Annotated in this window: 28 protein-coding genes; 13 read left to right on the forward strand and 15 right to left on the reverse strand. The window is 41.0% G+C overall.

What is annotated here, in order from left to right; translation table 11 throughout:
* The first annotated feature begins 27 nt into the window (after positions 1-27).
* The 8 genes from AAEU28_RS12790 (at position 28) to AAEU28_RS12825 (ending at position 2,972) form a co-directional block, all read left to right on the forward strand.
* Positions 28-300, forward strand: coding sequence for a RebB family R body protein (locus AAEU28_RS12790; RefSeq protein WP_390446018.1), 273 nt, complete (start codon positions 28-30; stop codon positions 298-300).
* Between the two features lie 92 nt (positions 301-392).
* Positions 393-668 carry a RebB family R body protein gene (locus AAEU28_RS12795; protein ID WP_058029387.1) on the forward strand — a complete coding sequence of 92 codons (276 nt, stop codon included), beginning with the start codon at positions 393-395 and terminating at the stop codon, positions 666-668.
* 68 nt (positions 669-736) lie between these two features.
* Positions 737-1,030 carry a hypothetical protein gene (locus tag AAEU28_RS12800; RefSeq protein ID WP_058029386.1) on the forward strand — a complete coding sequence of 98 codons (294 nt, stop codon included), beginning with the start codon at positions 737-739 and terminating at the stop codon, positions 1,028-1,030.
* 309 nt (positions 1,031-1,339) lie between these two features.
* Positions 1,340-1,738, forward strand: coding sequence for a RebB family R body protein (locus tag AAEU28_RS12805; protein ID WP_421964472.1), 399 nt, complete (start codon positions 1,340-1,342; stop codon positions 1,736-1,738).
* A complete protein-coding gene (locus AAEU28_RS12810) occupies positions 1,731-2,003 on the forward strand; it encodes a hypothetical protein (RefSeq protein WP_421964473.1) in 273 nt (90 codons plus the stop codon). The genes AAEU28_RS12805 and AAEU28_RS12810 overlap by 8 nt, the downstream gene beginning before the upstream one ends.
* Positions 2,004-2,012: 9 nt before the next feature.
* Positions 2,013-2,291: a RebB family R body protein gene (locus AAEU28_RS12815; RefSeq protein WP_058029384.1), complete on the forward strand. Its 279-nt coding sequence runs from the start codon at positions 2,013-2,015 to the stop codon at positions 2,289-2,291.
* 222 nt (positions 2,292-2,513) lie between these two features.
* The gene (locus AAEU28_RS12820) at positions 2,514-2,690 is read left to right on the forward strand and encodes a RebB family R body protein (protein ID WP_083496525.1); all 177 of its coding nucleotides are present in this window, start codon (positions 2,514-2,516) and stop codon (positions 2,688-2,690) included.
* 12 nt (positions 2,691-2,702) lie between these two features.
* Positions 2,703-2,972 (forward strand): hypothetical protein, encoded by a 270-nt coding sequence (locus AAEU28_RS12825; protein WP_058029383.1) that lies wholly within the window; start codon positions 2,703-2,705, stop codon positions 2,970-2,972.
* A gap of 177 nt (positions 2,973-3,149) precedes the next feature.
* Here the strand turns inward: AAEU28_RS12825 and AAEU28_RS12830 are convergent, their stop codons facing one another.
* A complete protein-coding gene (locus AAEU28_RS12830; protein WP_421964474.1) occupies positions 3,150-4,166 on the reverse strand; it encodes an AraC family transcriptional regulator ligand-binding domain-containing protein in 1,017 nt (338 codons plus the stop codon).
* Between the two features lie 99 nt (positions 4,167-4,265).
* On the opposite strand from AAEU28_RS12830, the gene AAEU28_RS12835 reads away from it, so the two are divergent.
* On the forward strand, positions 4,266-4,694 hold the full coding sequence (locus tag AAEU28_RS12835; RefSeq protein ID WP_421964475.1) for an SRPBCC family protein: 429 nt from the start codon (positions 4,266-4,268) through the stop codon (positions 4,692-4,694).
* The gene (locus AAEU28_RS12840; RefSeq protein ID WP_421964476.1) at positions 4,681-5,493 is read left to right on the forward strand and encodes a sterol desaturase family protein; all 813 of its coding nucleotides are present in this window, start codon (positions 4,681-4,683) and stop codon (positions 5,491-5,493) included. Before AAEU28_RS12835 ends, AAEU28_RS12840 begins: the two co-directional genes overlap by 14 nt.
* Positions 5,494-5,519: 26 nt before the next feature.
* On the opposite strand, the gene AAEU28_RS12845 is transcribed toward AAEU28_RS12840, so the two are convergent.
* From AAEU28_RS12845 to AAEU28_RS12895, 11 genes are all read right to left on the reverse strand, one after another.
* Positions 5,520-6,104, reverse strand: coding sequence for a helix-turn-helix domain-containing protein (locus AAEU28_RS12845; RefSeq protein ID WP_421964477.1), 585 nt, complete (start codon positions 6,102-6,104; stop codon positions 5,520-5,522).
* A gap of 135 nt (positions 6,105-6,239) precedes the next feature.
* Positions 6,240-6,719, reverse strand: a complete 480-nt coding sequence (locus AAEU28_RS12850; RefSeq protein ID WP_421964478.1) for a GNAT family N-acetyltransferase — start codon at positions 6,717-6,719, stop codon at positions 6,240-6,242.
* Between the two features lie 90 nt (positions 6,720-6,809).
* Positions 6,810-7,214, reverse strand: coding sequence for a hypothetical protein (locus tag AAEU28_RS12855; protein WP_421964479.1), 405 nt, complete (start codon positions 7,212-7,214; stop codon positions 6,810-6,812).
* Between the two features lie 11 nt (positions 7,215-7,225).
* A complete protein-coding gene (locus tag AAEU28_RS12860) occupies positions 7,226-8,413 on the reverse strand; it encodes a hypothetical protein (RefSeq protein WP_421964480.1) in 1,188 nt (395 codons plus the stop codon).
* Positions 8,414-8,488: 75 nt separating this feature from the next.
* Positions 8,489-9,592, reverse strand: a complete 1,104-nt coding sequence (locus tag AAEU28_RS12865; RefSeq protein ID WP_421964481.1) for a hypothetical protein — start codon at positions 9,590-9,592, stop codon at positions 8,489-8,491.
* Positions 9,593-9,611: 19 nt separating this feature from the next.
* Positions 9,612-10,808 (reverse strand): ABC transporter substrate-binding protein, encoded by a 1,197-nt coding sequence (locus AAEU28_RS12870; RefSeq protein WP_421964482.1) that lies wholly within the window; start codon positions 10,806-10,808, stop codon positions 9,612-9,614.
* The gene (locus AAEU28_RS12875; RefSeq protein ID WP_421964483.1) at positions 10,790-13,180 is read right to left on the reverse strand and encodes an MFS transporter; all 2,391 of its coding nucleotides are present in this window, start codon (positions 13,178-13,180) and stop codon (positions 10,790-10,792) included. The genes AAEU28_RS12870 and AAEU28_RS12875 overlap by 19 nt, the downstream gene beginning before the upstream one ends.
* Positions 13,171-14,295 carry an ATP-grasp domain-containing protein gene (locus tag AAEU28_RS12880; RefSeq protein ID WP_421964484.1) on the reverse strand — a complete coding sequence of 375 codons (1,125 nt, stop codon included), beginning with the start codon at positions 14,293-14,295 and terminating at the stop codon, positions 13,171-13,173. The genes AAEU28_RS12875 and AAEU28_RS12880 overlap by 10 nt, the downstream gene beginning before the upstream one ends.
* A gap of 12 nt (positions 14,296-14,307) precedes the next feature.
* The gene (locus tag AAEU28_RS12885; protein WP_421964485.1) at positions 14,308-14,940 is read right to left on the reverse strand and encodes a DUF2490 domain-containing protein; all 633 of its coding nucleotides are present in this window, start codon (positions 14,938-14,940) and stop codon (positions 14,308-14,310) included.
* Positions 14,941-15,208: 268 nt separating this feature from the next.
* Positions 15,209-15,445: a hypothetical protein gene (locus AAEU28_RS12890; protein ID WP_349285802.1), complete on the reverse strand. Its 237-nt coding sequence runs from the start codon at positions 15,443-15,445 to the stop codon at positions 15,209-15,211.
* Positions 15,445-16,155, reverse strand: coding sequence for a DUF2589 domain-containing protein (locus AAEU28_RS12895; protein WP_421964486.1), 711 nt, complete (start codon positions 16,153-16,155; stop codon positions 15,445-15,447). Before AAEU28_RS12895 ends, AAEU28_RS12890 begins: the two co-directional genes overlap by 1 nt.
* A 172-nt stretch (positions 16,156-16,327) precedes the next feature.
* On the opposite strand from AAEU28_RS12895, the gene AAEU28_RS12900 reads away from it, so the two are divergent.
* The 3 genes from AAEU28_RS12900 to AAEU28_RS12910 all read left to right on the forward strand — a co-directional run bounded on the left by AAEU28_RS12900 (position 16,328) and on the right by AAEU28_RS12910 (position 18,192).
* Positions 16,328-16,888, forward strand: a complete 561-nt coding sequence (locus tag AAEU28_RS12900; protein ID WP_421964487.1) for a DUF2589 domain-containing protein — start codon at positions 16,328-16,330, stop codon at positions 16,886-16,888.
* Between the two features lie 5 nt (positions 16,889-16,893).
* Positions 16,894-17,340: a DUF2589 domain-containing protein gene (locus AAEU28_RS12905; protein WP_421964488.1), complete on the forward strand. Its 447-nt coding sequence runs from the start codon at positions 16,894-16,896 to the stop codon at positions 17,338-17,340.
* Between the two features lie 69 nt (positions 17,341-17,409).
* On the forward strand, positions 17,410-18,192 hold the full coding sequence (locus AAEU28_RS12910; protein ID WP_421964489.1) for a hypothetical protein: 783 nt from the start codon (positions 17,410-17,412) through the stop codon (positions 18,190-18,192).
* A 12-nt stretch (positions 18,193-18,204) separates the two neighbouring features.
* On the opposite strand, the gene AAEU28_RS12915 is transcribed toward AAEU28_RS12910, so the two are convergent.
* Genes AAEU28_RS12915 through AAEU28_RS12925 form a run of 3 tightly spaced genes read right to left on the reverse strand, consistent with a single transcriptional unit; the run spans position 18,205 to position 19,732 of the window.
* The gene (locus tag AAEU28_RS12915; RefSeq protein ID WP_421964490.1) at positions 18,205-18,489 is read right to left on the reverse strand and encodes a hypothetical protein; all 285 of its coding nucleotides are present in this window, start codon (positions 18,487-18,489) and stop codon (positions 18,205-18,207) included.
* A 50-nt stretch (positions 18,490-18,539) separates the two neighbouring features.
* Positions 18,540-19,058, reverse strand: coding sequence for a GNAT family N-acetyltransferase (locus tag AAEU28_RS12920; RefSeq protein ID WP_421964491.1), 519 nt, complete (start codon positions 19,056-19,058; stop codon positions 18,540-18,542).
* A 23-nt stretch (positions 19,059-19,081) separates the two neighbouring features.
* Positions 19,082-19,732, reverse strand: a complete 651-nt coding sequence (locus AAEU28_RS12925) for an NAD-dependent epimerase/dehydratase family protein (RefSeq protein WP_421964492.1) — start codon at positions 19,730-19,732, stop codon at positions 19,082-19,084.
* Positions 19,733-19,881 lie beyond the last annotated feature (149 nt).

The raw sequence follows: 19,881 nt of genomic DNA on the forward strand, positions 1-19,881 counted from the left end.
CAGTCAAAATTAACTTAACGAAAGGAAATTATCATGACAGCAACAGTTAATGGTGCAATCACTGATTCAGTAACTCAAGTAAACACTAAAGTTGTAGGCGAAACGCCAGCAATGGCGATGGGCAACCTATTAATGTCAACAAGCCAAGCATTAAGTAATGCTGCGCACAATGCAACATCAGCACAGCAACAAGCGCAAATTACGATGCAAGCAGCAACTGTGCAAGGTGTTAACTCACTAATGTCAATTGGTGGCTCTGTAGTAGGTCGAAGCGCTGAAGGCATCATCGAAAAAGGCTAATCGCGCTCAGCGCCATACAATGTGTATGGCGCTTTTTAATTCTTAATTTTATTTATTCTTAACAAGGACCAATTCGGTCACAGGAGAAAATCATGGCAGATGCACTAACAGTAAACCCGCAAGTTACTGATTCAGTTACGCAAGTAAACACTAAAGTGGTAGGTGAAACACCAGCAATGGCAATGGGTAACCTACTCATGTCAACAAGCCAAGCATTAGGTAACGCTGCACACAATGCAACAGCGGCACAACAACAAGCTGCAATCACAATGCAAGCTGCAACTGTGCAGGGTGTAAATTCATTGATGTCGATTGGTAGTTCAGTGATTGGCCGCAGTGCTGAAAGCATTATTGAGCCAGGCGCTTAATCGCTTTTTCTGATGCCTTCAGGCCCTTACTTGCCTTGCAACTAAGGGCTTTTTTGCAGGAGTAAAATATGAGTAATCTAAACCAAGCCCCTGAGGCAGGTGAGTCTGCAGTTAATAGCGCACAACAGTCAATCGCCCAATCTACCGCCCTGGCGATGGCAGATGCAACTGACAATTTACGTAACCTCAATACCTTAAGTACCACTGCAATTGGTGTCGCGTTATCACAATTTCTAGAAACGGGTGATAGCAAATATGTTGAAGCTATTTCAACGGCACAATCTATTGTCTCTCAAGGTGCTGAAAACTTCAGTGTGGTGGGCGAAAAAATTGCCACTGTGTTACACGAGACCGCCGAATAATCACTTTGGGGATGAATCTTACTGTCTTAATCATCCCCGTATTTTCAGTAAAAAGCCCCGATTTTGTTCAAGCGATAGGCGATAAGCTGTATTTAATTTCAAACTAATACCAATCCGTTTAACTAAGTGGTCTATTTTGAGGCAAGAAAACCTTGTTGGTAGCAAGGCAAAGATTTCGTTATTTAGTTGTTCTAAATGAGAAATCTTTAACGCAGTTATCATCAGGTTTAATCCCTCAAAATGATTAAGGGTTATTGCGGGTTGGTATAACCTACGCAGTTTTTGCGTGCTTAAAGCAAGGACAAAGCAATGAGTGATGAACAAAATACCACAAACCAAGTACCTGAAGGCAACCACCCATTTTCACAGCAGCCAACCAGTATGGTTGAAGCTACCCTCGCTGAGACATTGGGTTTGTCGATGCATAATGCGATCACCAACCAACAAAGTGCACAAATGACGACTTCTGCATCGATCACCAATGCCTGTGCTCGGTTATTACAAACACCGACTCATTTACCAGCTTCGGCTCAACAAACTCATGCTGCGACCCAAGCTCCACCAACTCCCTTACAGCTTGACCAAGATGCAGATATTGAAGATGTAGAGCCTGAAGAGGAAGTAACGCCTCCGCCGCCACAAAAAAAGCGCTTCAACTTGTTTAACTTTTTAGGCAAAAAACCCAAAGAGTCAACTGACCATGAATAGTACCGAAACAATTCAAGCTCATTGTGCTGAGCAATTAGCACAAATTACTGCGCTCACAAAAAGCAAGCAGCAAGAAGTCAATGCGCTAATTCAAGGCAATCAAAAAGTGCTAAACGAGCATCAGCCTTTTGAAGAAGCGAGCAAAATTTCAAAACACGTTGACGCCATGCTGAATGACGTTGACAAAACACTCACTCAAGCCATGTCAGCACTCAGTGAACAACTTGGTGTGCCGACAACGCAAGAAGACAATCAAACGGAATAAGGACTCATTATGGCCGACAAACAACTCAATAAAGTCAATGAACAGATCACAGACTCTATTACTCAAGTAAATACCAAAGTACTGGCAGATACCCCAGCGATGGCAATGGGTAATTTCTACACTGCGCTCGGATTATCACTGTCAAACGCAGGGAATAATGCCACCAGCGCACAGCAGAATGCCAATATCATGGCGCAAGCTGCAACCGTGCAGGGTGTTAATGCATTGGGTGCGATTGGCAGTGCGGTACTGGGCAGAACGACCGAAGAGTTAATTGAGAAAGGGTAATACCAATCCTCAATAATACTCAATCATTTTGAGGGACTAAAACTGACGCTAACTTCGTTGAAAATTCCTTATTTAGAACAACTAAATAGCAAAATTTTCGCCTCGTTACCGACAAGTTTTTCTTGCCTCAAAATAGATCGCTTAATTAAGAGGATTGGTATAACTCAATTTTATAGCATGTTTGGGGGCTATATTAGCTCCCATTGTTATCTAGGAGTAAGTATGTCTGATAGCAACGAAAAAACCATTTCTGACATCATCACACAACTGTCTGATTCAAGCCTCGCAGACACCGTGGGCTTAATGATGCAAAATGCCGTGACCATTCAGCAAAGTTCGCAAACTGTGAGTACGGCTTCTGTCAGTACTTCATGCGCCATGATCTTATCGCAAGGTTAATCTCGCACTATCATGTCGGATGTCAATGCACGCAAAAAAGCTGAACAAGCCGTAGCCCAGTCTACGGCTATTGCCGTGCAAGACGCCACCGATAATTTAAGAAATCTCAGCACCATTACCACCACCGCCATCGGAGTAGCGCTATCTCAGCTTCTGGCTACGGGCGATCCTAAGTATTCAAAGGTGATTGAAGAGGCGCAAAAAGTGCTCGAAAAAGGCACAGAGCAATTTGCCAATATCGGTAAGGAATCGGCAAAAATCCTAGAGCAGTTTAAGCCTTAGCTTTTAGCTTTTAGCTTTTAGCTTTTAGCTTTAATAATCACTTAATTTGTAAATAAATCAAATACATTACCAATGGGTACTTGTGATACTTTTATCAAACTCTGCCTACTAAGCTAAAACATTTTTATTTAAGACCCAAAGGTTTAAACTGAATATCATCAACAAAATTGTAATGAATTATTTAGCGTTTTTGCCTGTTAGTGATTTTTGATAAGTCAGTGGTGTTACGCCAAACCATTTTTTACATGCATGGGTAAATGAAGATTGCTCCATAAAGCCCAGCTCATAGGCGGTTTGAGCAATGGTATTGTGCTTAAGTAAGTTATCTATGCGAGATTTACGTTCAGCCTCTAACATAGCCGAAAAACTCGTTTGCTCCGCTTTTAGCTTTCTTTGTAATGTGCGTGCACTCATAAAAAGGGCTTCTGCGATACGTTTTTGATCGCAACCCTGTAAGTTGCTTGTAGCACTGAGTAAAGTAGCGACTTGCTGTTTGATATTACAGTTTCGAATAGTTTGAGAAACCTCAGATTGAGAAAGCTGGTTTTGTGAGAGCTCAGTTTCAGAAAGTTTAACCAGAGCTTGAAACATGGCTTTATTTTCAGAGGTAAATGGAAGTGCCAGCAGTGTTTTATCAAAGCTTATGCGGTTTTCATTAGTCTTTGTTATTACCTCGCAATTAAACCACGCTTTTAACTGTTTAATTTCTGGTGCTGACAAAGCAAAGCTGAATGACACTTGATGAGGAGAAAGCGTTTCACCGAGGATCTTTCTCACCGTCGCAACCCAAGCTGTGGTATTTCGAAGTACCATCTGTTTGCAGTCGGTGGTAAGCGGTTGCCAATCTAAGTGCGCAAATGTGTCAGTCACATTTAGCTGAGTTTGACCTATATCAGCAACCAATGCGTCAAATCGCCTGAGTACGCTTATAGCCTGTGCGAGATTTTCACAGCTTTCGACCAAATAGCCCAGTACACCGTAATCTCTTGCTTGAATGTGCTTGCCTAATTCAAACCCAAACAAGCTAAGCTCTGTGCGCTCTGCACCAAAGTTAAGCAAATCAACATAGATTTGCATGGCAATACGCTCAGATGAGAGCTGTACGACATCGCATTTTATCTCTGTTGCAGCAATGCCCTGCTCATTCAAAAAAGCCAAGACACTGTGCAAATATGCATTTGAAACTGACGCCATAACAACCCTGTCGCAAAATAACAAAACCTTGTCGTATTAGCGCAAGAACCTTACTTATTGTCAAATTATGCTGTTAAAAAACCCAAACGTGATTCGATTATGTTAGTCGTTGAATATCAAAAACAGATTGCTTGTACCACAGATATTTTGCTGGATGCCCTGCTTGACCACTGCAATCTTGACCATTTTTTTAATGCCAAATTCAAAATACTGAAGCCTGCCGACAAAGACGAAATGACAGGTGGTAAGGGGTGTATTCGGCAGGTATCAATATTGGGTATCAGTTTTGAGGAGCAAATTACCCAAGCAGACCACACTGGGATTTGTTACCGAGTGCTCAATGACTTTCCTGTTCGCCAGCACCGTGGTGAAATTCGATTTCATAAAACCGATGAACACACCCAAGTTTCGTATCGAATTCAATGCCAAAGCCCATGGTATATTCCCAAATTTGTTCTAAAAGCCATCCTTCAAAAAGGCATACAACAATGCCTAAATCGACTTGGAGATATGTATGATCCCCGTTGAACTGATTTTACTTGCTCTCAGCCCTATTTTCTTATTATGTGTCGCTGTTGAGTTCTATAAAGCAAGGCAGCATTACAACATAAAAGACAGCTTAAACAACGCTGTGCTCGCGTTGTTGCATCAAGGTAGTGATGCCATCGCACTCATATTATTAATGCCATTCTTTTATTGGTTACATCAATTTGCTTTGTTTGATTTCCCATTTTCAATTGGCAGTTTGTTAGTCGGCTTTTTACTACAAGATTTTTTATACTATTGGTTTCATCGTGCATCTCATAATATCCACTGGTTTTGGCTTGCCCATGTGGTCCATCACAGCTCAAAACATATGAACTTCACAACTGCTTTTAGGCAGAGCCTTTTATATCCCCTAGTAGGTATGTGGCTGTTTTGGCTGCCCATGATTTTACTGGGCTTTACGCCTACAATCGTGTTTGCCATTGTCGCCCTCAACCTTGCCTTCCAATTTTTTGTGCATACACAAACCATAGGCAACTTAGGGTGGCTCGAAAAGGTATTCAACACACCGACACACCATAGAATTCATCACGCCACTAATGCTCCTTATATTAATAAAAATTATGCAGGCGTATTGATCATTTGGGACAAGTTATTTGGGACGTTTGTAGAAGAAGATAAAAGCCTGACAATCCGCTACGGTATTGTGGGAGCAGAGCCCAAAGACACACCTTGGAGTGCTAATTTTATGCAGGTTAAAATACTCTATAGGCAAGTGTTAATGACCAAAGGACTCATTAGAAAACTTAAAGTGTTGTTTGGGTATCCATCTCATAACTAAAAAAATAAACATATGATTTGAAATGTTTACTTGCTTTTATTGAATTCTCTCAGTGACATGAGCAGTAAACAGACTCCGCCTACGCCCAAGGCAAATAACTCCCACATTGGCTTGCTCAAACCTAGTAAAAGATACAACACGCCAATCGCAAGCATAGTGCTGAGAAGTGTACCAATGGAAGCTAACACAAGTGCAAAATATTGTTTGTGTTTAAAGGCTGAAATGACACTTGGCGTCATGATTAAGATACCAAGACCTGTAAGAAAATAACTCATAAAGCTCATATACGTAGAGTAAGGATCATCTGGAAGCTGTAAGGGTTGAGTTGCAAGCGACAAGGTGAGTATGACTAACCCAATAAATAAGCCGTATTGCAGATTTTGTTTTTGTGACGTTTCATGTTGATAAGTTTGTTGTAGCTCATAGATGTCGACCTCAAAAGTTGCAGCTAAACTCATGGCTGTATTCAAAGATGCAGCGCCTTCGGATTCAACTCTTTGTACTGTGCGCACGCTTAAACCTGAAGCCAGAGCCAATTGCTCTTGCGGCCAACCTTTACTCATTCTTAACTGGCGGATTTTTTCTTTTGAGATGTTCACTTGCTTATTCATTGTATTTATTAGAGTTGTATTTAAACTTTTTCAGCAGACTACATGGTTTGTATAAAAACCGTCACGACAGTTTCCCGCCAACTTATTGCAAACATTGGCAAATAAATACAACCGCATGTTTTTATTGCTTATTTTTTAATTCTCTGAATTTAATACTTTTTGCATCACTGCCACATCAACACCTCGGTAATTAACCTGTGTTTCAATCTCCCAGCCTAGTTTGGCATAAAGGCCACCATTCAAAGACTCGGTTTGCAAATGTAGGAGGTTTATTTTGAGTGCAATGGCACATTTCTCTGCATACTGAATCAATTGGGATGCGATGTGCTGACCTCTGTAGTCTGGGTTAACATACACACCACCCAACCAATACTCTTTGTCGGGGTAAATGGTCATTTCGCGGTACTTAATTTGTACCGCGCCCACTAAGGTTTGCCCTTCAATAGCCAAAATAATAAGTGGCACTCGGTCCGTATTTAAATAATCTTGCAACTTGTCTTGAAACGATTCAACCGAGCCATCTTCAACATAGGTGCCCCATTCATCAAAATACCATTGTGCCAATTGGGGAATATGCTGAGGGTTATGAGCTAAATAAGTAAATTCTATCGCCATGCTAATATCCTTATTAAACAAAGTCTTTAAGGCTCAATCACCTGAAATCAGGTTAAATAGTTATTTAAAATTGAAAACTTCAATAACGCGTTAAAGCTGTTTATACCATTTACTATTGGCATATTTAAAGTGATTCAATAATTTACTGCGTATTCCCACTTCTTTTAAGCAAAAATACAAGTGATCAACACAGTTATAATGCTTAATGCTGTAGTTTGGTGCATAGCGGCTGGTAAGATGCTGATAGAGCTCGTCAATTTTAGTTTCATTTTTTGATAGTAGCAGTGGCTGCTTATAGATAACTTTCCCTTTGCGCGGAATAGATTCTCTAATATAACCGTTAAAGCCAAAACCATGCGCTGCAGCGGTTTTATGGGTTAAGTCACTTACTACCAAACACGCATGTTTACGATACAGCGGATGCTGCTCAGGCAGCCTGAGCAGATCAGTCGCATAAGAGTGGCGAATATAAGCGGTGATCAGAAACTGGCTCATTAAACATTGTCTTAAAATTGCAAAAACAACCGTAAGCCTGAGTGTCTCGCTTGCACCCTATTACTTTGCTTATCTGGCCACTGCCACTGATTGAATACGGATACAGAGACCATGTCATGCAAGGTATATTTAAGCCAGGCTTCTCCTTGATGTATTTCATCATCTTGCTCTGCTTGTTGTCTTTCAGTCGCAACACCTAAACCAAACTGCCAGTTACTCTGCGTCCATGTTGAAGCCAGACTCAAAGTTGAATGGGTCAGTGTTTGTTTAGGCTCTGGAGAAGTAATATCTTTTTGTGCTTCAGCGTCACTTTGCTGTTGCTTGGTAAGGCCCACTCTCACCAACAAAGCAAATTCTCCTGTACTCATTGGTTGGTGATATTGCAAGGCAGAGTACATACCCTTTGCCGCTTCGGCCTGATTTTTCCAAGCACCCAAATGCACTTCTGAGTTGTTCATGCGCCATTTCACTTCACTGGCGATAAATAGTTGGCTGTTGCCTTGTGTGAGTACATCAGCGTAATTACCTTGTTTATCCGCCAATCCCTCACTGCGACTCACCACTAATGTGTATCCCACCTCTTTGTTACTGGGCTGTTTTAGGTAGCGCATGCCCAAGGTGTAATCTGGCGTGTAGATGCTGGTGTTATTCACCAAAGCTGGCAGTAAAAACTGGGTGCTTTCGTCATTGGCAATGCCATTGGTATCGACACCGCCTTCGATATCTAACAAACCTATAGTGAATTCGCTGTCTGTATTACTATTTGGCAGTTTAAATGCGACTGAGTCTTGCCAAAAAAGTGTAGAAATTTGAGCTCTGCCAGCTTCATTTGCATCTTGTGTGGTCAGCACGTCGGCACTACTTTCGAATAATGCGAACATTGCTTGTCCTTGCTCATCAGGCGTTTGGCTGTACTCTATACCAAGCTGAATGAATTGTTGCGTGTTTAATTGCAAACCAAGATCAATATTTGCCGAAAATAGCGAGCTCGAAAGCCCTTGCTTAGTGTTTCGCTGTGTGGTCCAAAGCGTTGAAGCATCAATCGTGAGAGCTTGCTCATCTTTTGGCGTATAAGCTTGGCTGTTGATAGAAAACAAGACACCAGAAATAAACAGTTTAAGGGTTATAAGTAACTGAACTACTTTACCAATACCATGCCGTCTAGCGCTGATTTTTAAAGAAAAAAGGGATTGCCTCATAGTGTGACTCTTCTGCTGAAAAATCACACTTTAAACAAGATTAAAATCGATAAATTGGGGAAACCCTCTGATTAATCAGGCTTTTTTATCACCTAATCGATTCGCAATGTTATCCATCAATGCAAACATAATTTCGACGTTGTAGCCCAGAACAAACGCGAACAGCATAGGTGAATAACTACCTTGTGGTACCCCTGTGCCCTCCCCCATCAACATACTACTAGACACACCGGCAACACCACCAAGCAAAATACGTAAGTTGTAATCTAAACAGAGTTTTTTGGAAAACGTACCGCGCTTGAAGTCAAGGTGTAGGTTTCTCAATACCAAAGTTAATGCGCCTAATAGCCCATACAGCAGGGGTAAAATATAATTCGCCAATAAGTTAACCACATATTCGGCCGAAAGCCGTGAGTCAAAAAAGGCTTGGCGTGCTTGATGAAGCACAAAGGCTTTATCTAACTCCGAGATCTTATCTTTTAGCTGTGTAATTTGCTTAGCGCTTTCATGACTTCGTGGCTGCTCAGTAATGAAGTCTAATTGCGCCGTTAACTTGGCTTTACTCTGCTGATATTTAAATTTATCAAACTCCGAAATCGTCACTTCATGGCTAAAACCCAATCGCCAATATGTGTTCCATCTGAGTAGCAAGGTACGATTTGCATCAAACTCCTGATCAAGCTCTTGCTCTTTGCGCTTTATGGCTAGCCACTCTGAACTTGCTTTATGTGAGGGATTTAAACTCAGTACCTGTAGCTTTTCTCGAAATTCATTACGTTCTGCGAATAACGCATGGGTTTTATGAATTACCCCAATACCAACCATATAATAAGTTTGCAAGCTCACTGTCAGTACAATAATGGCACATACTAACAACCCGTAATATAAAGGAATACGGTGTACTTGTTTGAATTGCTTAGGAAAGCGCGCCTGCCAAGAGTGGCTAGGATTACTGTCACGAATACTCACTACACTGGCTGGCGCAACCTGCTTAACTAGCTCATTAAAGTATTGCCAAAACGCCGCTTCCTCTTCTTCTGACAATGCTTTTTGTTCGTTAAACTCGGTTTTTATTCTAAGTACGTCTTTGAGTAACTTGCCGTCAAGCTGTAAGCCTTGACGACAAATGTAAGCCACCAGCAATTCCAGCTCTGCCATTGCTTCCTCGAGCTCTGTCATAACTGTCAGCCCTATTTATTTAAAGCTGTGTCGGAGACACAATCAAGCCGCCAACTTTCATCGGCTCTCCTTGGCTATTGAAAATATGCAGGGCATCTTCTAAGAAGTTAATGGGTAGGCTGGTGATTTCATCGGGTTTTCGCATCAAATTAATGGCAATATCAGGCGCCTTTACTAAGCCTACGGGTAACTCACCTGGTTTGCCTTTGTGCATTAGAATACGCTTCGCATAGTTTGCCGCTAAACGGGCGTTACTTTCAAAGCTAACACCTATAGCCATAAAGACACTACGCTCACCACCTTCAACATGACTCGGCGTGACACTCAGCACAGGCACATTTTGCGCATAGACGTTAATCAGATCGACATTCTCATAAAGCTCAGAGCTACCTGTCACTAAAAAGGCTTTTGCTTGGTTCGATTTCTCAAGCTCAACAAACTCTTGCATTTTGCGTTCAAGATTATGATTAGGGTCTTTTAAATCCACTCCAATTTCGCTCACTTTTACTTTATATGCCTCTTGGAGGCTCAGAAACGGTTTTACCTGTGTCACCACTGAACTGGTGTTATTGGTATCATAAATAATTGCAAGGTCGGTGAGATCTGATAAAAACTTAGATTTGATATAGGCCAGTTGCGTATCTACATTAATGTTCAAAGATGTATAAGCAATGTTTGTTTGGCTTTTCATCAACACGGGATCGACATAACCCATGGCTATCGGATCTTTACTACAGGCACTGACAACTGGAATGGCGCCATTTTTGTAATTTCGACTTACAAAATCGGTTGCCTTCGAGCCCATTGAAAAAATGAGATCGAACTGTTTTAACTGCGCCCATGCAACCATAGCTTCGGCTTCCACTTCATTGCCTTCATAATTGAACAAAGTGAAATTGGTTTTTATGCCTGAATTTCTAAAATCACGGGCAATCTCTGCCGTAGAAATATCATAGGCGGTGGACCATTTGGGTGATAAAACCAAAATATTAAATTGCGGATCGGGATAGCGATTTAACTCCGCTTGCTCTTTCAATCGCCCTGTTTTGGCGCTTTTTACAAAACGCTTTTTACAAGTTAAACCATTGTGCTCTGGCGCAACCTTTTGATAAGCGATAAACATTCTATCGCAGAAACCCACTTCAAAAGCCTTAGCTTTGAACACACATAAAAAAACTGTGAAAAACAGCGTCAATATTACTTGTCCTTTTGACATGTTAACCTCATAAAAATATAAAAAACAAATCCCATAGCAATGAAAATACAGCCTACTAAAGACAAGTTAGTATTCACTTTGCTATTGCTATCTTGTACCAAAATTACTGCAGTCAGCATGGGGCCCAATACCGCCCCCATGCGTTCCAAAAATCGATAATTAGCCGCGGTAATGTCACTGCCAAATTGTTTAGCATAGTGACTACTCAGCATCACCCCGACCAATGGGCTGCCCAATGTGCCCTGAAAAAAGCCCACCATAAGTACCGCAATCACAATAACGCTCACCGACAGCAGTTCTTGATAGCTTTGCAGTGACCCATAGTGACTTAAGGTATGCGCCATCCACTCAAAACTGGCTATGAGCATAATGCTTAACCCTGCGCCCAAAACACTCAAACTAATGGCTCGTAGTTGGTTATTGGCATTGGGCTTAGCTAAATGTGTCGCAATCAGGATTGCGAAGAAATACAAGGCAATGATTTGCCCAGCGATATTAGGGTCTGCAAACTGCTGATTGATAAGCACTGGGATATAAATCAAGATCACCCCGGTATGTATGGCTTTGATTGGGATAGCGATAAGTAACAAGCATTGCTGTAATTGCCTATCTTTAAACATCATTAATAAGTCTGTTAGTAACCCCTTGCTTGCAGAGGGCTTAACTTCGTCGTCACCACTTGTTTCGGCTGCCAGCTCTATAGATTGATTCAGACTATAAAGAAATGTCAGGCCGCCAATGACAGCTGCACTCATAAATACCCCTGAAACGCCTAAAATTGGCACCACGACCGCCCCCACTGACACCCCAGCGATGGCCCCGATATAAAAACCAATTAATAATTGATTACTCGCTGAAAACTGAGGGTGAGATTGAGCGATCCGTAAAAACTGACTTTGCACACAGATCACCAATAACCCCTGTGACATACCCGATAATAATCGCGCAATTGCAAGTAACTCAGCTTCAACAAAATAGGCAAGAACAAGCAATGATAGACTATTTACCACTAAGGCCAAGCGCAGCATAGTTTGAACGCCAAAGCGTCTAACCCACACTGCTGCAGGCACCATGACACAAGCAAAACCCAAAAAGTATAGGCTGAATATCAACTGTAATTCGCCGCTACTAAGCGCCAGTGTTTGCCTTAAGTAAGCAGGAAAAAAAGATAAGGTGATCGACTCAAGCAAGACACCCAACACAAAAATGGCTCGAATTGCACGATAGCTACTCGGTAAAGCTGACTTGCTCACTTTACTGCTTCGCTGACTGCTGACTACCGCTTCGACTAAGACATTTAAAATCAATAATAAAGCGGCTAACAAAATGAAAATATTGCGAACGGCCTTCCACAATTTTTGATAAATGTCGTTACTTAGCACCTCACTACATACTTGATAATCAGACAATCCAATTTGTCGACAGTTTGTTATGACCCCCTCTTTGTTATCTGGTCCTGATGCTTCACCCAGCTTCAACACATTCAAACTGTGCAAAATACTGTTATTAACCCGATAAGGCTCTAATAACTCATCTACACCACGTACCTGATTATCTAAATCAAACCCCATATCGGTCACTTCACTCAAACGCTGCGACAATAAATCAAGCACCGCATCACTTTGACCAATAATTTTGGTTTGATATAGAGAAAAAGAGGTCATCACCAATTGCACGGTGAGTAAGCTAAACACACAATAAAACGCCCACTTCAAGGTGCTGGCCTTTGCTTGTTTTTGAAAAAGTCCTGCCACAAAGAAGGTAAAAATGATGAAAACCCAAGGTATTGAATCGATAATTTTGCCAAATGCCTGATGGATTTCTTGATTGAAAATGCCCGCAGTCAGGGCGATTGAAAGCACGCCTACATCAGCGGTATTAGTTGCCAATGGCAGTTGCAAAACATATTGCTGTGAGGCTGCTTTAGGCAGTACTAGTCCCAGAATATCAATGTCGATTTGCTCAACGAGTTGTCCTGGGGCCGCTGAACAAGATAAGGGAGTGAGACCACTGTTTTGCGTGTCAGCTTGCGCATAAATGGGTTTTATTTCAGCCCGTTCGACCCCTTGGGTTTGCAACGCAAAAGTATGTACTTGCGGTGCAAACCCCTTGTATTCAATCGGCATACCTAAGCTGAGCGATTGATTAATTTGCTGACGCAAGATATGTGATTGATTACAAATATTTTTAAGCACCAACTCTGGGGCAACCCGATATGCTTCACCCGCGGCAATGAACACTATCACAGCAACACACAATAATAAGGTGACTTGCAATTGCACAGTTTGCTTTAGCAAATACATTAGCCCAATGCGATTTACTGTTACATGTTGCTCTTCGGGGTTATGCATAACCTCTGGTTCTACTGACATGGCGCACCTATACGTGCTAACAGCGCATGATATTTAGGTGTTCGATGCAAAGATAAATGGCTCAAACTGACTTGAACTAAATAGTCTAAAAATTGCGTGTACGAGACTTTGAGCTCTTGCAAACCCATTGCAACTAAGCTGCCTGTACCATTATGTACAGCCCCTAGATCAGGTTTGGGGTTTGCTTCAAGAACGCATAGCTGTCCTTTTGAATCCATTCTCAAATCGAGCCTAAACAAGCCATACAAGTTCAAAACAGAAAATAGCTTTCTACAATAAGCTGTCACCGTCTCATTAAGGTGAGCTTGCTGTTCATCGGATAATGTAATGATGGAGTCCGTACCGATTGGCTTGACATCCATTGACGTAAATATGCGATTGCCAGGCCCTAAATTGCGCTGATAAATACCAAAACAAGTGGGCGAAGCCAGTTCACCCATGGTTGGGATCACCGAAGCACAATATTCGTCTCCTGATAAAAACTGCTCAATTAAAACGGCACTTTGCGTGTGTGAATAAACCTGCTGACAAACCTCATTTAGTTCGCGCAAAGAGCTAACCAAATGCACATGGTTAGAGGCCCGCCCCGATACAGGTTTAACAATAAGTTTAGCATCGCCAAAGAAGTGAAGTTTGTTATGCCTGAGCACCAATTCTTCAGCTGTATTTGGCTTTTCTGGGTGCCAAAGCACATACTCTGCGGTAGGAATAGCAAGTTGCTGTAACAGCTTTTTAAACAGGAATTTATTATCCATAAGCGCGGCATTAAGCGGCGTATGCCCAACATAAGGGATCCCTAAACTTTCTAACAGCGCGGCACCATGGCAACAAGGATCTGCGCCTTGCATCCCTCCCGTATTTAGCCAAGCAAAGTCGATTTTATTTTCAGCTAATTGCCTAGCCAAATGCTGATCATCGGCCAAGCAGATAACCTGATTAAATCCTGCTTGCTCTAGACCCACCTTGATATCATTCGCTACCTTTTGATAGCTTTTCCAACTACGAGTGTTATAACTTCGATAAATCACTGAACCTACTTGTGCAGGATCAGCAGAATAAATCACCGCAATACGCCCATTTAACTTCAATGTATTCAGTGCCGTATTTACTGACATCACCTTCACTCCTTAAAACTGCCAAGCCAAACTTAATACATGACTGTATTCTCCGGTTTTACTTTTTCGTCTTAACAAGTAGCTGACTTGCGCGCCCATCAAGGCATTTTTTAATGTGAAAGCAAAAGGTACAAGGCGGTATTCAGTAAGCTGATAGTCTTCATCTAAAATCCACTCTTGGCGAATGTGAAAGCGCTTAATATGAGCGAGTGATGCATCTTTATCTGCACTTACTCTAATACGATAGCGACCATTGGTTTCGCTGTCTTTTTCAATATATTCAACGCGATTGCGTAAACCAAAACGCCAGCCACTGGCGAGTTTTCCTGATGAAAACGACGCTTCTAGTTCTAAACGTTGTAACTGGTCATCACCTGAGGTGTTATACAAGCGAATAAACTTACCTGCTGTAGCGACTTTGACATGTTCGTTAAGCTTGTAACTCAACTTGGGTCCGGCAAAAAAACCGCTCAAGTCATCTACTCCATTTTGAGTTCTCAATTCGGTGTAAAATGAACTTGAAACCGTCCCTTGTTTAAAAAGCGTCTTATTTGCCGACACCCATAATTGCTGATCTTCTGCATTTATCTTTGCAGTAAACAACCCACATGTCACAAACAACAACGACCATAAAACCTGTTTCATAAATATCCTCTTTAATCTCATTTATGTGTTTTGAAACAGCCTTAGTATGTTGTTTTAAAGAAGTGTTTAATCGGTGTAATAATCTGTAAAATCAGGGGATTATATTTAACTTAGTGGTATTGATAAGACGCGAAGTAAATTCGCTGCTACCGAGATTTATTTTTGTTTTGGACTAAATAACCTTAGGTGGTACCGACTTCATGTCGGGTTATAGTTGAATTTAAAAAATGAGCTTACAGCTACCGACATATACTCGGTAGCATCGATTTTAAGCCAAACTCGGGGTATTACCTGCATCTTGCAATGACGCAGTCACATGTTGATAGTTTTGATACGCTTTTAAACCACGTTCAAACACATTCGCGCTTTGCGGTTTTAAAGAGAGCTCACTCTTACAGCAACTACATGTAAAAGATTTACCCTGCAGCAATAAGTTAGGCTCAATCACAATAGGGCTTTTACGCCCTTCTGATTCACAATATGGACAATCAATTATTGTACTCATTAGTTACTTTTACCTCCTGAGGCGTCAGCTTTGGTCCCATCGCCACTGATGATCACAGGTGAAATGTTGTCTGTATACGCTTTAATGATCACCCCAACTCCTTCGGGTAAAGGCAACTGACCTGCATGTACTTTGACATCGTAAGTCGCTTTGTTGCTCTTATTATATTTTTCAGTCTCACTATTTTTACTTTCATTCGAATATGACACTGAGCCTGAGACTTCTGTAGAGCCTAAGCCGTAATTCAGCTTCTGAGTAAACGATGCTTCTGCGCCGACCGACTGACTTTGCTCATTGCTTTTCTCATGAGAAAAGCTCGATTTCACTTCCATATTAAAATGAATGTTCACGTCATCAACCGCGAGTGCATTCAAAGGAAGCAAGGTCAGTAATGGCAAATGAATTTCTGACTCAACCGATGATTGAGTTGTAGTGATTTCTCCATCTTTATTGCTGGTTGTAAGCACTGGGCGTTTCAATGTGAGCGCCACCATAATGGGCTCAAGCATTTCACCTTTAAACTCTGAGTCTTGTGACTTGCTCTCAGTCTTATTGAAGCAGGTATCTAACATAAACTGTACTTGCGTCATCGCCATTTTATGGTTGGCCTGTGCAGCCGCCATTAATGGCCCGCCAATTAAGTCTTTCATTGGCAAACCGCTGAATTGTTGCGCCATCGACAGCAGCGCAGGCCCTTGATTTACACTCATGGTATTTTCCTTTCGTTATGTATGAGCATATAAGGTTAAAGGCTTTTAAATTTGAACAATCGTGTAAAACAGGCTTCTACTCAGGCAATTTTACGCCTTGAGATCCGAGTTCTGCCCGAGTTTTGAGATGATTAAATCGCTATTGTGTGAAAAATTTTAACTGGACCTGCATATGATCAACCTACAAGAATTCGTTCAAACTATACACACTGCCACTGCAGCTGCGGGCGAAGCATTAATACAAAAAAACCTCGGCCTCATTGACCAATTTTTTGAGCCTGTTGATGATGAGCCTGAACAGACATCCTCAGGCAATGCCCGAAAAGCTGCGATTAATTCACGCACTGAAACACAAACACCTAATGAAGAGCCTCCGGTGCAGGTAATGAAACCTCGTATGGTCGCGGTCCAATATCCAAAAACCACCAAGGATGGCGCCAGTATTCAAACTGTTAATGTGCCTTTGATCACCCTAGTGCCCCTTTCTCAAGTTGAGCTCAAAGAGATGGAATTTGCCACTGAACTGGAACTCAGCGTAAACGGTGAAGACTTACAAGTGTCCTTCCCAAAACGCACAGCCAAGAGTCAAGATTTAGCCGCTGAAGGAGCTAACTTAGGCAATGGCGGCAAGGCGAAACTAGAAGTGAAAATTGCCGCCATGGAAACCCCTGATGGCTTGCGTTATTTGGTTGATGGATATGAACGTGCGCTACGTTCTCAGATCCCAGGGTAATTGTTTTGGCCAGTTCATTAAATCGCTCAAAAGTGAAAATCAGTGATGCAGATCCTATTTTAAACCAGCTTATAAGTGCGCTCTACCAAGCACAACAAATGGCTGAAGTAGACAAATACCATGCATTACTGAACCGCTTAAATATTAATTCAAAAGAGGAATTAGAAGCCAAAACTGTGCGCATAAGCATGCCCGTTTACAATGAAGATAAAACGCTCACACATACCCTGATTGATGCACCTTTGTTAAGCTTATTCCCTTTGTCATTTTTGCAAATAGAGCATGTTAAACTCGATGTAGAGCTATTTATTGAACGTTCAGAAGAAACCAAGCCAAACCTCACTTTTAAAGCTAAATCCGGTTTGTTTTCTAAAAACCAACCTTGTCGGTTAAGTGTGAAATTAGATAGAAAAAGCGGTCTTTCTTCACATCTCTTGCTGGACAAACAGTAGACATTCTCTTATCTGGAATAAGCATATGAAACGCCATTCGTTCAGTGACTAACCCAAAGCAAAGTGCTATTGTCAAAAACGGTAAGTTTATATGTGATTCAAGGAATAAGTGATTTGAGCAGTACTGATAATAACAAGTATAAATTTAAGCAACTCTCTGAAATGTACTTATTTGAAGAGATCTTTAAAATCATCCGTATTTCCACTGGGATAAGCGTAGCTTTCTGTTATCTGGTTTTATTACTCACCAGTATGGCCTACCTACATCTGTTTTATAGTGAGTTCGGGATCAGCATTGTTAAATATGTTTCCTTTGAAGATATGTTGGCTACACCTATCAAAAATCCAAATATCGTATTTACGTATATCGCGGTAATTTTGGTTTTAGTTATTGCTGACATAGGTAATCGTTTTAGAGCCAGAAAAAAACTGGAATATGCTGATGGTCAAATGCCAAAGCGAATGCGAGTTTTGAGTGCATTGCTTTGGGCACCAAACAACCCTAAAACGAACTTGCGATTTACTCTCGCTGCTGTGTCTATATGTGTTATTGCTTATATTTTTGCATTTGCAAAAATTGAAGCAAATGATATTAAAGCGGGTGAGTCTGAGAGAGTACTTATTGTTTTAAGTGACCAAGAAGCGCCCATTGAGACTTCTTTATTAGGCACCAGTGTAAACTATGTGTTCACTTATGATCACAAGGCAAAAGAAGCCACAATTTTTTATGTTGAAGCAATAAAATCGATTAAAAGCTTTAAAGAAGTTGCTGAAGAAGTAAATACTATTGAGGATAAAAAATCAGCCTCCTCACAGAGTGGGCCCGAAAGTGAAAAAAAGCTGAGTAGCTAATATTTAAGTGAACTAACTTTTAAACTGCTCTTTCTTTTCAAGCTGAAGCGAAAAACTTATAAAAATTCCAGCGATAATACCTATCAACACACTTGAGAACATACCAAATTGCGATACAAGCGGATTTAAAGCAAATATATAGAAGAAAATTAATGGGATGATACCTAGGGCTAGGAATTTTAAGTTAATGGCAACTTCTATTTTAGTTTGACAATGGGGACAGGTTTTATATTTCCCCCACTTATTCAAAGCCTTTGAGAAAAAGCCTATTTTATTTTCGCATACTGGGCATTTCATTATTTAACTTCCCTAAAATTCCTTTTTTAAAACACATTGAATTAAATCACTTAAACACTATTTAATGAATCCTGATTTAGTACATATTCAAAAAAGTCGACGTTTTCATGCTCACTTTCTTGAGGTATAAAGCCCAGTTTCAACAGTAATTTAGCAGAAGCAAGATTGCCTTTGTCTACCCCGCCAACAAGGCTTCGCCACGACTCTATTTGCTCTGCGCGCTTTATAAAGGCATGCAATAACTCACTTGCAAGGCCTTTACCCCAATATTCTTGCGCAAGTAAGTAGCCTATGTGTTTCTCAGCCTTGTCTGTATTACTAACAAATACAAAACCTAAACACGCATCGTCTTTATCTTGAATTAAAAACAACCGGCTCTCTGAGCGCATTTTACTTAACCAAACTTTAGCTTCTGCGCCATTGCTCACGCCATGAAAATAAGGCGGCAAGCTTGCCACAACGGCCTCAGTCAAAATACTTGGAATAGCTGCTATTAATAAGTCATCGATTAACGCTTCAACATTTAACTCAATTAGATTGAGTCGATGGGTTGATAAGTAAAGTGCCACTTTTCTCTCTTGATTTACTAAGCTTATATTTCATCAGGAAAGCACGCATCGAGGGTAAATCGTTGCATACCTGTTTTTAGCTTCAGACTTTCTTGACACATTTTAGTTGCTACTTGCTCCCCGAAAATTGGCTTATAGCGTTTTAGTAAAGGTAAACGGCATAGTGTCGGCAATATCCAACTACCAAGCTTTTCTCCAAACCTAAAACCTTCTCTCTCTCCCAGTAACAGTGATGGTTGAAAAATACAGATACGCTTAAATTTAAGTTGTGTTACTTTGTCTTCTAACTCCCCTTTCATCTGCAAATATGCATTCTTGCTTTTGCCGTTTGCGCCACTTGAAGACACTAAAAAGTACTCAGACACACCATTATCAGCAGCAAGTTCAGCCACCTTTAGCTGGTATTCGACATCAACCACACGTTGGGCAGCAACAGAACCCGCTTGCTTTTTTGTGGTGCCTAAACAAGAGAATAAGATATCACCATCAAATGCATCTCTGAATTGGGCCAAATTAGCAAAATCAACCACGATATTTTCGACTTTGACGTTGTTGAACTCAACTTTTCTTCTTGATATGGCGGTTACTTTTCCATACTCGGGCTGTTGAGCTAACATTTCAACAAGGTGTTTACCAATTAACCCTGTTGCCCCAATAACCGTTGCTTTTTTCATTTTTCTTACCAATTGATTCACTTAAGGCGTTTAACTTTGGACAATTAAATTATGGGTCTTCAATTAAACTTGTTTGTAACAATTTAAAAAAGGCTATCTGCGTAAGGGAATTTACACTTAAAAAGGAAGACTAAATTGAATGTACTTTA

Source organism: Pseudoalteromonas sp. SS15 (assembly GCF_049257195.1).
Taxonomy (GTDB): domain Bacteria; phylum Pseudomonadota; class Gammaproteobacteria; order Enterobacterales; family Alteromonadaceae; genus Pseudoalteromonas.

Coding starts and splice junctions, on each gene's coding strand:
- AAEU28_RS12815 (WP_058029384.1), top strand. CDS start 2,013: ATGGCCGACAAACAACTCAATAAAGTCAATGAACAGATCACAGACTCT.
- AAEU28_RS12820 (WP_083496525.1), top strand. CDS start 2,514: ATGTCTGATAGCAACGAAAAAACCATTTCTGACATCATCACACAACTG.
- AAEU28_RS12895 (WP_421964486.1), bottom strand. CDS start 16,155: ATGAGTGTAAATCAAGGGCCTGCGCTGCTGTCGATGGCGCAACAATTC.
- AAEU28_RS12850 (WP_421964478.1), bottom strand. CDS start 6,719: ATGGCGATAGAATTTACTTATTTAGCTCATAACCCTCAGCATATTCCC.
- AAEU28_RS12885 (WP_421964485.1), bottom strand. CDS start 14,940: ATGAAACAGGTTTTATGGTCGTTGTTGTTTGTGACATGTGGGTTGTTT.
- AAEU28_RS12845 (WP_421964477.1), bottom strand. CDS start 6,104: ATGAATAAGCAAGTGAACATCTCAAAAGAAAAAATCCGCCAGTTAAGA.
- AAEU28_RS12800 (WP_058029386.1), top strand. CDS start 737: ATGAGTAATCTAAACCAAGCCCCTGAGGCAGGTGAGTCTGCAGTTAAT.
- AAEU28_RS12835 (WP_421964475.1), top strand. CDS start 4,266: ATGTTAGTCGTTGAATATCAAAAACAGATTGCTTGTACCACAGATATT.
- AAEU28_RS12900 (WP_421964487.1), top strand. CDS start 16,328: ATGATCAACCTACAAGAATTCGTTCAAACTATACACACTGCCACTGCA.
- AAEU28_RS12805 (WP_421964472.1), top strand. CDS start 1,340: ATGAGTGATGAACAAAATACCACAAACCAAGTACCTGAAGGCAACCAC.
- AAEU28_RS12830 (WP_421964474.1), bottom strand. CDS start 4,166: ATGGCGTCAGTTTCAAATGCATATTTGCACAGTGTCTTGGCTTTTTTG.
- AAEU28_RS12860 (WP_421964480.1), bottom strand. CDS start 8,413: ATGAGGCAATCCCTTTTTTCTTTAAAAATCAGCGCTAGACGGCATGGT.
- AAEU28_RS12825 (WP_058029383.1), top strand. CDS start 2,703: ATGTCGGATGTCAATGCACGCAAAAAAGCTGAACAAGCCGTAGCCCAG.
- AAEU28_RS12795 (WP_058029387.1), top strand. CDS start 393: ATGGCAGATGCACTAACAGTAAACCCGCAAGTTACTGATTCAGTTACG.
- AAEU28_RS12870 (WP_421964482.1), bottom strand. CDS start 10,808: ATGTCAAAAGGACAAGTAATATTGACGCTGTTTTTCACAGTTTTTTTA.
- AAEU28_RS12880 (WP_421964484.1), bottom strand. CDS start 14,295: ATGTCAGTAAATACGGCACTGAATACATTGAAGTTAAATGGGCGTATT.
- AAEU28_RS12890 (WP_349285802.1), bottom strand. CDS start 15,445: ATGAGTACAATAATTGATTGTCCATATTGTGAATCAGAAGGGCGTAAA.
- AAEU28_RS12915 (WP_421964490.1), bottom strand. CDS start 18,489: ATGAAATGCCCAGTATGCGAAAATAAAATAGGCTTTTTCTCAAAGGCT.
- AAEU28_RS12875 (WP_421964483.1), bottom strand. CDS start 13,180: ATGTCAGTAGAACCAGAGGTTATGCATAACCCCGAAGAGCAACATGTA.
- AAEU28_RS12855 (WP_421964479.1), bottom strand. CDS start 7,214: ATGAGCCAGTTTCTGATCACCGCTTATATTCGCCACTCTTATGCGACT.
- AAEU28_RS12925 (WP_421964492.1), bottom strand. CDS start 19,732: ATGAAAAAAGCAACGGTTATTGGGGCAACAGGGTTAATTGGTAAACAC.
- AAEU28_RS12810 (WP_421964473.1), top strand. CDS start 1,731: ATGAATAGTACCGAAACAATTCAAGCTCATTGTGCTGAGCAATTAGCA.
- AAEU28_RS12865 (WP_421964481.1), bottom strand. CDS start 9,592: ATGACAGAGCTCGAGGAAGCAATGGCAGAGCTGGAATTGCTGGTGGCT.
- AAEU28_RS12840 (WP_421964476.1), top strand. CDS start 4,681: ATGATCCCCGTTGAACTGATTTTACTTGCTCTCAGCCCTATTTTCTTA.